The organism is Neobacillus bataviensis, assembly GCF_019969725.1.
This window is the reverse complement of the sequence record NZ_JAHXYW010000008.1, coordinates 205,582-217,688: the sequence shown is the minus strand read 5'-3', so window position 1 is coordinate 217,688 and position 12,107 is coordinate 205,582. Positions and strand designations below refer to the sequence as shown.

Annotated in this window: 13 protein-coding genes; 8 read left to right on the top strand and 5 right to left on the bottom strand. The window is 37.8% G+C overall.

What is annotated here, in order from left to right; all coding sequences use genetic code 11:
* Window positions 1-76: 76 nt before the first annotated feature.
* From LC455_RS20265 to LC455_RS20255, 3 genes are read left to right on the top strand one after another with little or no spacing between them, the layout of a single operon-like run.
* Window positions 77-775 carry a DnaD domain-containing protein gene (locus tag LC455_RS20265; protein WP_223593435.1) on the top strand — a complete coding sequence of 233 codons (699 nt, stop codon included), beginning with the start codon at window positions 77-79 and terminating at the stop codon, window positions 773-775.
* 29 nt (window positions 776-804) lie between these two features.
* Window positions 805-1,467 (top strand): endonuclease III, encoded by a 663-nt coding sequence (gene nth / locus LC455_RS20260; protein WP_223593434.1) that lies wholly within the window; start codon window positions 805-807, stop codon window positions 1,465-1,467.
* Window positions 1,460-1,816, top strand: a complete 357-nt coding sequence (locus LC455_RS20255; RefSeq protein WP_223593433.1) for a YpoC family protein — start codon at window positions 1,460-1,462, stop codon at window positions 1,814-1,816. The genes nth and LC455_RS20255 overlap by 8 nt, the downstream gene beginning before the upstream one ends.
* 28 nt (window positions 1,817-1,844) lie before the next feature.
* Here the strand turns inward: LC455_RS20255 and LC455_RS20250 are convergent, their stop codons facing one another.
* Window positions 1,845-4,442 (bottom strand): penicillin-binding protein 1A, encoded by a 2,598-nt coding sequence (locus tag LC455_RS20250; RefSeq protein WP_223593431.1) that lies wholly within the window; start codon window positions 4,440-4,442, stop codon window positions 1,845-1,847.
* Between the two features lie 37 nt (window positions 4,443-4,479).
* Window positions 4,480-5,082, bottom strand: coding sequence for a Holliday junction resolvase RecU (gene recU / locus LC455_RS20245; RefSeq protein ID WP_223593430.1), 603 nt, complete (start codon window positions 5,080-5,082; stop codon window positions 4,480-4,482).
* 181 nt (window positions 5,083-5,263) lie between these two features.
* Between recU and LC455_RS20240 the strand changes: the two genes are divergently transcribed.
* From LC455_RS20240 to LC455_RS20230, 3 genes are all read left to right on the top strand, one after another.
* Window positions 5,264-6,241: a DUF2515 domain-containing protein gene (locus LC455_RS20240; protein ID WP_223593428.1), complete on the top strand. Its 978-nt coding sequence runs from the start codon at window positions 5,264-5,266 to the stop codon at window positions 6,239-6,241.
* Between the two features lie 342 nt (window positions 6,242-6,583).
* Window positions 6,584-6,859 carry a hypothetical protein gene (locus tag LC455_RS20235; protein ID WP_223593426.1) on the top strand — a complete coding sequence of 92 codons (276 nt, stop codon included), beginning with the start codon at window positions 6,584-6,586 and terminating at the stop codon, window positions 6,857-6,859.
* A gap of 89 nt (window positions 6,860-6,948) precedes the next feature.
* Window positions 6,949-7,302, top strand: coding sequence for a YppE family protein (locus tag LC455_RS20230; RefSeq protein WP_223593424.1), 354 nt, complete (start codon window positions 6,949-6,951; stop codon window positions 7,300-7,302).
* Between the two features lie 36 nt (window positions 7,303-7,338).
* On the opposite strand, the gene LC455_RS20225 is transcribed toward LC455_RS20230, so the two are convergent.
* Window positions 7,339-7,548, bottom strand: coding sequence for a YppF family protein (locus tag LC455_RS20225; protein WP_223593423.1), 210 nt, complete (start codon window positions 7,546-7,548; stop codon window positions 7,339-7,341).
* A 188-nt stretch (window positions 7,549-7,736) separates the two neighbouring features.
* Here LC455_RS20225 and LC455_RS20220 point away from each other — a divergent pair, with 188 nt between their 5' ends.
* Window positions 7,737-8,300 carry a YppG family protein gene (locus LC455_RS20220; protein ID WP_223593422.1) on the top strand — a complete coding sequence of 188 codons (564 nt, stop codon included), beginning with the start codon at window positions 7,737-7,739 and terminating at the stop codon, window positions 8,298-8,300.
* A gap of 49 nt (window positions 8,301-8,349) precedes the next feature.
* Here LC455_RS20220 and LC455_RS20215 read toward each other — a convergent pair whose 3' ends face one another.
* Window positions 8,350-8,835 carry an Hsp20/alpha crystallin family protein gene (locus LC455_RS20215; protein ID WP_223593421.1) on the bottom strand — a complete coding sequence of 162 codons (486 nt, stop codon included), beginning with the start codon at window positions 8,833-8,835 and terminating at the stop codon, window positions 8,350-8,352.
* A gap of 109 nt (window positions 8,836-8,944) precedes the next feature.
* Window positions 8,945-9,643 (bottom strand): Crp/Fnr family transcriptional regulator, encoded by a 699-nt coding sequence (locus LC455_RS20210; protein WP_223593420.1) that lies wholly within the window; start codon window positions 9,641-9,643, stop codon window positions 8,945-8,947.
* A gap of 171 nt (window positions 9,644-9,814) precedes the next feature.
* Between LC455_RS20210 and LC455_RS20205 the strand changes: the two genes are divergently transcribed.
* Window positions 9,815-12,106: a DEAD/DEAH box helicase gene (locus tag LC455_RS20205; protein ID WP_317851457.1), complete on the top strand. Its 2,292-nt coding sequence runs from the start codon at window positions 9,815-9,817 to the stop codon at window positions 12,104-12,106.
* The last annotated feature ends 1 nt before the right edge of the window (window position 12,107 follow it).

Sequence of the window (12,107 nt, the reverse complement as noted above, 5' to 3'; positions counted from 1 at the left end):
CTTTCCAATGCTGGATACCTAATACTCTTACTCGGATAAAATGTTCATGGTATACTTATCAGGAGGTGTCCAAAAGATGAAAACAACTTTATTAGCGTGGCTCCAAGAAGGTAATATTTCGATACCAACACTATTATTTTCTGAATACCGCAATCTTAACTTAAACGAAACAGAGCTCGTTCTTTTACTAAATATACTTACTTTTTTAGAAAAAGGGAATGAATTTCCAACCCCAGAAGAACTGTCTGCAAGAATGACTATTTCTATTTCAGAATGCAATGAAATGCTCAGAAGGCTAATCCAAAGAGGTTTCATTGAAATCATGGATGAATATTCGCATGAAGGTATCCGATTTGAAAAGTATTCCTTAAAGCCTTTGTGGGAGAGACTCGTGGATCAATTTATGATTCAAAATCAAAATATGAACCAAATGGAAAAGAAGGCTGAGGAAACTGATTTATATACATGTTTTGAAAAGGAGTTTGGCCGGCCTTTATCACCATTTGAATGCGAAACCCTTGGGATGTGGATGGATGATGATCACCATGACCCAGTTATTATTAAAGCGGGATTAAAAGAAGCTGTAATGTCAGGCAAATTAAATTTTCGCTATATTGATAGGATCCTGTTTGAGTGGAAGAAAAACGGTATAAAAACAATAGAACAAGCTAAAAACCAGGGACGAAAGTTTCGTCAAAAACAATCTCTGAAACCAAATGTTAAAGATGAATCCCAGCATTCATCGATTCCCTTTTACAACTGGTTAGAACAATAATAGTTTTACGTACAAGCAGGTGAAATGTTATGCTGAATAATACTCAAATCCGATATTGTTTAGATCAAATGGGAGAGATGTTCCCAGACGCCCATTGTGAATTAACCCATTCAAATCCTTTTGAACTTATTATTGCTGTCTCATTATCGGCACAATGTACAGATGCGCTCGTAAATAAGGTCACAAAGGAATTATTTAAAAAGTATAAAACACCGGAAGATTATTTAAGAGTTCCGCTTGAGGAATTACAAAATGACATACGTTCGATTGGACTTTACAGGAATAAAGCGAAAAATATTCAAAGTCTCTGCAGAATGATCTTAGATGAATATAACGGAGAACTTCCAAAAGATAGGGACGAGTTAACTAAACTGCCGGGTGTGGGAAGAAAAACAGCCAATGTCGTGGTTTCTGTTGCCTTTGATGTCCCTGCCATCGCCGTTGATACGCATGTTGAAAGAGTTAGTAAGCGTCTAGGAATATGCCGGTGGAAGGATTCCGTATTGGAAGTGGAAAAGACTTTAATGAAACGAATTCCAAAAGATGAATGGTCGGTTACCCACCATCGCTTAATCTTTTTTGGAAGGTATCATTGTAAAGCTCAAAATCCTCAGTGCCCATCATGCCCGTTATTAGAAATTTGCCGTGAAGGTAAAAAAAGAATGAAGGGCAGTGCCGTTTCCCATGGATAAAGATCAAGAAGTGATAAACATCCTAAAGGAATGGAAGCTAGTAAAAGAAAGACTGGATGAATCTTTTCGCAGCCGCAGCCTTAAAAATATCAAGGAATGGATGGAGAAAGGGATCGAGCTATTCATTCAATTTATATTGAAGTCCAATGATAGGTCCTTTTTTCAAGGGACTCTGTTATTTGACCAATTAGAGACAAAACCGGTTAATCTTGAAGAACGATTGGCATTTATTAAAGCAAGGCCCAATTTATATCATTCTTACCGGCAGCTCTCAGAGCTGATGGATGAACAGGAAAAACATTTTGTGAAGAAAACAATCAAAAATAAATCGTCTAAGCCAAAGGCCTAGACGATTTTATTTTTGATCATATAAATTTTTATGTTCCACTTCGTGGTTCTGTACTTTGACCGCTCGAAGGAGTACCCGGAATGGTTATTGGCGGAATTGTTCCACCTGTATCACCTGTATCACCTGTATCACCTGTATCACCTTGGCCTTCGCCATTTCCGTTGTCATTCCCATTACCATTCCCATTACCATTACCATTTCCATTTCCGTTGCCATTCCCGCCTTCAGTCCCATTACCATTGCCTGTGTCATTTTCATTGGCTGGCTTTTGAATTTCAATGGAGGCTGTTACTGGATCACTCTTTTTATTTCCGCTAATGGCAACAATAGCAAACGTATATTTCGTGCCAGGTGTAGCAGGAATACTCAAAGTGTTCGTTTTAACAGGGATATGGTTCACTTCGGTTCCGTTATCAACGGATACATCGAAAGTAACATTTTCGGTCGCATTTTTATAGTCCCATGTCAATACAATATTTTGACCAGTTTCATCTAATTTGGCAACAGGATTCGTTGGAGCTTCAAGTTTATTATATTTCTGAGATACTTTTTTAGGCGCATGCCCTTTAAGAGCGTATTCGGTCGTAATTTCACTATCAGGGGTGAATTCACTAGCTAAGACTGGAGGCATTGAGCCTTTTTCAATCCTAACTTTTTGAACACTATTTGGCATCTCAAAATCAGGAGTATCAATATCCTTTGATACATAGGCCATTAAATTTTTAAAGATTAATTGCGCTAATCTTTGATTATTTCCAACAGCTGTAATTGGCGTGGTTCGATCTTTGTACCCGGTCCATATAGAAGCCGTATAGTTAGTTGTATATCCTGTAAACCAGGCATCCGGTACTGAACTGCTGTTAATATTATATTTATTCATTTCATCAGTTGTATAGTTTGTCGTCCCTGTCTTACCGGCAATTGGAAGTCCTGGTACTTTCGCTCTTACCCCAGTTCCAGGTGATACCAATACACTTTTTAACATATCCGTAACCATGAAAGCTGTTGAGTCCTTCATTACCACTTTTGGTTCTGGAGCTGTATTAATCATTGTCCCGTCACGGAGCTTGATTTTAGTAATCGCATGCGGTTTTGTGTAAATGCCTTTATTACCAAAGGCGCTATAGGCACCCGCCATTTCTAGCGGCGAAACCCCAATCGTTTTCCCGCCAAAGCCGCCGATTGCATAGGACTCATATATTTCTTTCAATGGAATTCCTAAATTTAACGCAAAATCTCTTGCTTTATCTAAGCCAACCTGCTGAAGTGCTTGAACGGCAGGAGTATTGCGTGATAACTGCAAGGCGGTTCTAATCGTCATGGGACCTTTGTATTTTTGGTCCCAATTTCCGAATTTTTTCCCGGTTGAATAGGTAATCGGTTTATCCTCAATCATTTCATAGGTGCCCCAATTTAAGTATTCAATAGCAGGACCATAATCGAGAACTGGCTTAATGGTCGAGCCTGGCTGGCGCTTTGTATCGATTGCATAGTTAAATCCGCGTTTTACCTTTGGATTTCGGCCACCGCCAATTGCCCGAATTTCACCTGTTTTCGTATCAAGGAGAGCGATCCCAGCTTGAATATCTTCATCAGGGTATGGGATGATATCTTTTGAGTTTAAAATTTTATCAACATAGGTTTGGGCATTCGGATCTAAGGTTGTATAAATGGTTAAACCGTCTGTATTGATATCAAGATCCGTTGTTTCTTTTACTTCATCAATAACTGCATCGACAAAAGATTCAAACGGCTTTTCATCAATTTTCCGTTGTTCTTCTTTCAAAACAGTAGAAGCAACAGACACCTTTTTCGCATCTTCCATTTGTTGCTTTGTAATATATCCATGCTGATTCATTAAAGATAAAACGATGTTACGTCTTTTCTCGGCTGAATCCGGATGTTCAAACGGATTATAATTATTAGGACTTTGCGGCATTCCAGCAATTTGCGCAGCTTCTCCCAGAGTTAAATCTTTTAATTCTTTTCCATAATAGATTTTTGCTGCCGTGGCAATACCGTGGCTGTTTTCGGAAACATACACTTTATTAACATACATTTCGAAAATTTGGTGTTTCGTGTATTGCTGCTCTAACTGGTAGGAGAGCCAGGCTTCTTCAACTTTACGTTTTAATGTTTTTTCAGGGGTCAAAAATGAATTTTTTACAACCTGCTGTGTAATTGTACTAGCCCCTTCAGAGCCAAAGCCATGTCGTATATTAGCCAATACGGCACCACCTAGGCGAATTGGATCGATACCATGGTGCTTGTAAAAACGATAATCTTCTGTGGCTAAAATGGCATTCTCGACTTGCTTAGGAATGTCCTTATAGTTTACATATTCACGATTTACCGCCCCTACTTCAGATATTAGTTTTCCATCTTTATCTAAAACCTTAGAGGGGATTGGATCTTTTAATAATTTAGGATCAAGTTTGGGAGCATCCTTCACTAAATAGGCGAAAGTACCAACTCCAGCCAGAATGCCAACGATACCAAGGACAACGAGAGATAGAAATATTTTCTTAAATAGTCCGCCTGGTTTTTTCTTGGCTTTTCCTTTTGGTTTTCCTTTAGCTTGGAGATTCTTTCGGCGCTCCTCTCGTGATTGATATTGGTCTGCCATAAACAAATTCCATCCTTTCAAACCTTTCCAAAAAAGGTTAAAGTGTATCAATTATTTTAATATAGTCAATTCTTGGATGATATCCAAGCGGTATGTAATGCCCTAGCTGTTCGATTTCTTCCATTGTAATCGATTTTCTGCCTCCATTAGCCATCCTTTCCCAAAAAGAAAGGAGATGCTTTGCTTCAAGCAAATAAACTTTCTCATTTTTTGTAAAACGAAGGATGACGAAACAAATTCCTCCCTGGTTCATGACTTCTTCCATATGAGTTATTTGATGCTGATGGAAATTTTTTAGTGGAAAAGAAGTTGAATTTTGTGTTTCCTTCGCTTCAAAATCAATATATTTTCCTTTATAAACCCCATTATAGTCGGTAGTAGAGGCTAGTTTAAAATAAGCCTCTTTTATAACGGCAGCACTTCTTTTTGGGTAATCCACCTGTACAATTTGCACTGGTGTTGGCTTTTTATGAATAACAGCTATTTTTCTTTCCCGATAATAATCATTTGTTTCATTCAGATCTTCCTCCAGTGTCATTCCTCTATTACTGTAGGAGCCGTTTTTTTTATTGCCTGCTGTCTTTTCCGCTGGCAGCTCCTTAGTGATATACTTCTTCCCATTTGGATAGTTAAAATTCATACTAAACACACCTCACAAGCTAAACATATCATATCAAATTTGGAGAAAATGGGGTGAATAAAATGAATTAACATGCACAAGCTAATAACAATTGTACCTTGATTGTCAAACAAGAGCATGAACCCATTTACGGTTCGATCAAGGCTTATAATCTATTAAAACTCGTTAAGGGAAGATGAGTATGAATCATCTTACAATACAGGAAGAAACCATCATTCGTCAAATTCGAAGAGAAACAAACAAGCGAAATATCGATAATATATCTAGAACTAATGCCTACTTTTCTTATTTTAATAAAAATACGGATATTATGTGGTCCTTCCTTGCCAGTATGGTTTCTCGGAATGGAGGATGGAATATGTGTGACCTGGAGGGATCAGTCCTCCCTCATTTACTCACTCCGCAGGTTAGGAAACAGCTTTTTTTAACGTATGAAATGGCCAATTGGCTTATTTTCCATGACGTATTCCCCCAGTTATTGCTCTATCAATATTCGACGAAAATCAACAAGCCAATGTTTCATTTACTTCCTAATTTTAATGTATCCACATTTATTCAAAAGGAATGGAATCGTTATTGGAAAGAAAGAGATAGAAAGAGGCTGACCACGGCTTTGATTATTAACGAGCAAAATGTGATCCAAAAACCTGTCATTGAGCACCCAGTGTATAAGAAGAAAGTTTTTCGTTCGCTTATCTTTTCCTTTCAGGACTGGCTTCATTTTAGTTGTGTATTGTTCCCGACATGCGGGGGTGAGGTTTATGGGGCTAGTGTGTACGGATTTACTTCCCTTTCTAAGCGGATTGATTTAGGAAAAAGACTTGCCAGCATTCTGTTTCATCCTCGTTTATTTCCTTATTTCTATGAATTCGCTGCAAAAACGCCGCATACAGGTTCAAGATATGATTATGAACAGTATTTTAAAGTTAAAACGCAACGAAATACCCCTTTATTAAGGGCAGTTTTTCCCGTAATTGAGCATGATCAGCATACCTGCACTGATTGGAGTCAGCATCGAAGGATTTCTCCGGCATGGATGTATTTTCCGGCTCGCCATCGCCACCCCATACATCTAACTGATTGGTATTTCGTTAAATCAAATCAACTTCAATTTTTGCTATCCCTCCAAAAAGTCCTCAACTTAAAAAAATTCGAATAAAAAAAGCAAGGTGTGATTCCTTGCTTTTTCTTTGAAAATCTTATGTAGAAGGACGATCTGGACCCTCTAGCTTTTTATCACCATAGCCAACATTTTTTCCCGATGCTGCTTGCTTCTGCTTGTTGGTTGGTTTAGTCTTTTTTGGCATCTTAACACCTCCATGCTTTAGCTTGTGCCGTTTTTTATTTTTCATTCGAACTTAGGAATGTGTCGAAATAATATAAGTAAATTGCTATTTTGACACTTTCTTTGACGAATAGCTTCTAGTTTTGTCAAGGGGGAAGGAAGCCAAACAAAGAAAGAGAATTATACCATATAGATTAAGCGAGGAGGGTTTTTAATATGAATAAGCCAATGTCTGAAAAAGAAAAGCTGGTATCGATGCTGACTGAAATATACGATCAATTGGAAGAATTGGATTCTGTTCTTGAGGCATCTTTCTCCGACCTTCGCATTAGTTTAAACCAGGAAGAGCAAAGTAAAATAAATGATTCTGCATTGAAACTCTCATTCATAGAGAATAAAATCGATCAAGTTAACTTAGCATTTTTCGAAAACAGTATTGAGTCAAACAAAAACCCTGCTGCAAAACGGTTAGAACTTGAATTAGGTTTTTAATTACCGTTAAAATGAAAATAATGTGATAAAGTAGCAGCGAAAATCAATGCTGCTTTTTTATTTGTAGATTATGAAGGGGTATTGGCAAAATGAAGACAGAAATTATCGACTTAACAGAAAAACTTTTACACTATAACCGCCTATTTCTAAAATACTATCAGGAAGGAAGAGAAAATGGCATTAGCTATGATTTTCATGAAACTGTTAAACCATTTTCAAATGAGGTAAGAGAAGTTAACGACCGGTGGAAAGATGCCATGAACGCATGGCTGAAAAATGAGTCGGTTAAGCATATTCATCTTAAGCAAATTGATACGACGAGAGAGCATATTTCACAACTCTCAATTCAATGTTTTTTTCCAGAAACCAGCAAGACAAGGTTTTTAAATACCCACCGAACAATTGAATATTTTCTTTTAGAAATTTTAAAAGTGAACAAATAGAAAAGAGATGCATTTTGCATCTCTTTAGATTATAGATTAGGAATGTTCGATGAGGGAGTTTTCCTTATCAATTTCAGGAATAACCGCGCCTTGACTTTCAAGTTCGCGGACAAGAAGGCGATATTCTTTAATGCTAATTTCGTTATGAATATAGGCTTTCTTAGCAAAATCCATTAGTGCATTAACGTCATCTGTGATGTAATCCCGACTTTGAATAAATCTGCTTTTTAATTCACGAATGTTCATATAAAGCTCCTCCTTCACCATTTTTTATATCGTATCACGAAAAAAAGAGATTTTTAGTTTTTAAAATATTTAAACTTTAGACAAAATTCACGGGATTTTGACATAGGTTGTCCCTTTCCAATTAATCACCTTTCACTCATATCCTTCATAAATTGTAGGAGAGATAAATGCGGAGGAGATGTTTGCCCATGTTTGGTAAAAGGCGGCCAAACCAATACTTTCATAATGGATATTCGGGGCAAATGATGCACCAGAGCCCGATTGGTCAGCAATGGAATCAGCCATATATTGCTCGTACTCAACCATTTCTATATCAGACTCCACCTGGAAATTATAATTGGAACGGATATCCACAACAAAATCCTTATAACCCGCAAGTTTTTCAGCAAATGGCCCAAAACTATCAACCTGGATTCGCCCCACAAAATATCCCATATCCGAACCAAAATAATTCACAAAAAGACTCACAATTCTTGTTCCAGAATCCATTGCAGCCACAGGAAGAAATGTATCACCAATACCAACCCAACCAATTTCAAGCCATGAATGGGTATCCTATGATGAACCCCTATCCAAAACAAAATGTCATACCTAAACAACCTGGCGGAATGCAATCCTTTATGAATTCCTTTAAATCGCAGGATGGATCCGTTGATTTTAATAAGATGGTGAATACAGCAGGTCAAATGATGAATGCAGTCAACCAAGTTTCCTCGCTAGTCAAAGGATTTGGAGGAATTTTTAAAGCGTAATAAAAGAGACGGCTTAATTTAAGCCGTCTCTTTTTATTACGCTGTTAATTTAATCTTCAATCTCAATGACCTTGCCTTTTTCTTGTGGAATTCGAATTTGTAATAAACCATCTCGATACGATGCTTTTACTTTTTTTTCATTGATAGTCTGGGGAAGGGAAACCGTTCTTGAAGATTGCTGCCTAAACATTTTCCGTGAATAAATTTGGTTAAGATCATCTTCCTGGGTTTCAATCTGATTATTTTCCACAGAGATAGTTATATAGTTTTCCCTCATATTTAAATGAATCTGATCTCTTTTTACACCAGGAAGTTCAGCAGTGATAATATATTCACTGTCGGTTTCTAATGTTTCAACATGAAAGCCTGCCGTTGGAGGAAATGGATGTTTAAAAAACTCATCGATAGATTGTAAAAACCCCCTAATCGGTTTTTCAGTGAATAAGTCGTTCATTGATTTCACTAATTCACGAAAAGGTTCAGGTACGGGCTTTTTGGAGTTATTATTTTTATCACTCGGAAGCTTTGATGACATTTTGATACCCTCACTTTCGAAATTTCACATGATATCATATGAAATTGAGCCTGGGTGGGTGCGGTTAAAATAAAACGCCGCAGCGTTTTATTTTTGCTGCGGGCTTTTTTTAGATTATGTTAATTTCTTCCATGAGAATTTCGATGTCTACAATCATATTTCCGTCTTCGTCCACTTCAATTAATTCGTCCTTTTTCATTTTGGTCAGTGTCCGGCTAATGGTTTCTCTTGTTGTCCCAATCATATTGGCAAGATCTTTATTCGTGAATTCGGACCTTAGCAGGATTGTTCCATCCTCCAGTTCCTTTCCATGCTTCTGGGCAAGCCGAATTAACAGTTTGACAATTTGTTCATATGTATTGTTAAGAATTTGCTCCTCAAGACGATTTTGCAGGTCAACAATCTTTTCACCTAGGACTTTAAAGACCTTAATGCAAAGTTCCGGATTTTCAATCAAAACGGATTCAAATTTTGATATGGGGACTGCAATAAGGGTCGATGGCTCAAGAACCTCGGCATAGGCAGGATAATCCCCTTTTCTAAAAAAACCAACATGGGGAAACATTTCGCCCTTTTTCGCGATGGTAACTATTTGTTCCTTACCATTGATATCACTTTTGTAAATTTTGATTTTTCCATCATTAATAAAATAAACATTTTCTAGCGGGTCACCCTGAAGAAAAACATGGCTTTGCTTTTTCCACTCTCTGGCGTTGGCAATATCGGTAATTTTGCTTAATTCGAAATCATTTAACTCACGAAAAAGAGAAAAATCAGATAGGACTCGTTTTATTTCATCTATTTTCATTTGATCACCTTCAAATAAATTCAATTACTATTATTGTATCAAATTAAGGGTTCAAAGTAATCTCTTTCTATAAAAGGTAAAAATATCAATGCAGGAAATAGAAAAAATTTTGTATATAATCTTTTGCAGCGAACGTTTATTCGCTAAAATAGAAGTAATGAGGTGAGAGTCATGATGTTGAAAAAAAGCCTGCAAGATATTCTATCAGAATTAAAAATAAATGATGACTTTAAAGAGAATATTGTCAAATGGCATACCCTTGATGAAAAGCCTGCCCAAACAGTTTCACTTCCCCAAGATTTACACCCTTTTTTAATACAATCGCTTCAAAGTAAAGGGATTGAGAAGCTTTATACACATCAAAAAGCCGCCTATGAAAAGATTATGGAAGGTAACAGTATCGTAGCCGTTACACCGACTGCATCAGGAAAAACACTTTGCTATAATCTTCCAGTGTTGCAAACGATTCTTTCAAATCCAAATGCAAGGGCCTTATATATGTTCCCTACAAAAGCACTCGCACAGGATCAAAAAAGTGAAATCAATGAAATTATTCAAGCGGCAGGTGTTGACATCAACAGCTATACGTATGATGGTGATACACCAGCAAATATTCGTCAAAGGGTAAGACAAGCTGGGCATGTCGTTATTACAAATCCTGATATGCTTCATTCGGCCATCTTGCCGCACCATACGAAATGGGTGTCTTTGTTCGAAAATCTTAAATTTGTCGTGATTGATGAACTCCATACCTATCGGGGCGTGTTCGGCAGCCATGTAGCCAATGTCATTCGAAGATTAAAACGGATTTGCCGTTATTACGGAAGTAATCCAATATTTATTTGTACATCCGCAACGATTGCCAATCCACTTGAGCTTGCGGAAAAATTAACAGAAGAAATAATGCACTTAATCGATAATAATGGAGCTCCAAGCGGCAGAAAGCATTTTCTCTTTTATAATCCGCCAATTGTGAACAAGCCCTTAAATATAAGAAGAAGTGCAACACTTGAAGTTCGAAAACTAGCTGGTCAACTGTTAAAAAATAAAATTCAGACAATAGTTTTCGCAAGAAGCAGGGTTAGGGTGGAAATTATTCTGACCTACTTGCAAGAATTAGTGAAAAATCAATTAGGCCCCAAATCAATCATGGGCTATCGAGGCGGCTATCTGCCTACAGAAAGAAGAAGGATTGAAAAAGGTCTTCGCTCAGGTGAAATTTACGGTGTTGTTAGCACAAATGCACTTGAATTAGGAGTTGATATCGGACAACTTCAGGTTTGTATTATGACTGGCTATCCAGGCACAATATCAAGTGCATGGCAGCAGGCAGGCAGAGCGGGAAGACGGCATGGTGAGGCCCTAGTAATAATGGTAGCCAGCTCAAGTCCATTGGATCAGTTTATCATCCAGAACCCAGACTATTTCTTTAATAAGAGTCCAGAAACGGCAAGAATCAATCCCGATAATTTGATCATTTTAATCGATCATATGAAATGTGCGGCCTATGAGCTTCCGTTTAAAGCGGATGAGCAGTTTGGCAGTGTTGGTACAGAGGAATTACTGGAGTATTTGTCAGAAGAACGCGTTCTTTATCGAAATGGCGACAAATGGTATTGGATGAATGATTCGTTCCCAGCCCATAATATTAGCTTGCGTTCGGCTTCGCAGGAAAATGTAATCATCGTCGATCAATCTGACGTGGCGAATGTAAAGGTTATTGGTGAAATGGACCGTTTCTCCGCGATGACCTTACTACATGATGAAGCTATATATTTACACCAAGGGACCCAATTCCAGGTTGAAAAATTGGATTGGGAAGAGAAAAAGGCGTTTGTGAGAGAAGTAGACGTAGATTATTTTACCGATGCAAATTTAGCTGTTCAATTAAAGGTCTTAGAGGTAGATAAACTTAAAACAATGGATAATGCTGAAATTGGTTATGGCGATGTCAGTGTCAGGGCAATGGCGACGATTTTTAAGAAAATCAAGTTTGAAACCCACGAAAATATTGGCTCTGGTCCCATTCACCTCCCTGAGGAGGAACTTCATACGAATGCAGCCTGGATATCATTAAATAAACCTTTAGCAGAAATGGGCTATGATAGACTTGAGCAAGGGCTTGTGGGAACTGCCCATGCACTTGGGTCTATCGCTCCTTTATTTGTTATGTCCGATCCACAGGACATCCATGTGGTTCCGCAAGTCAAGGCCGACCATAATGAAAAGCCGACCATCTTTTTTTATGATCGCTACCCAGGCGGGATAGGCTTAAGTGAAAAAATCCACAGCGGAATGGCAGCGGTTTTTGCAGAAACAAAAAAGATGATTAATCGGTGTCAATGTGAATCCGGTTGTCCGTCATGTATTGGCACAGAAACCGTTAGTGAATCCGCCAAAAAGGACGCCTTAAAAATTATTGATTCTTTTTTGCAGTCTTCTATTAGTGACAAGGAAGTGTGAC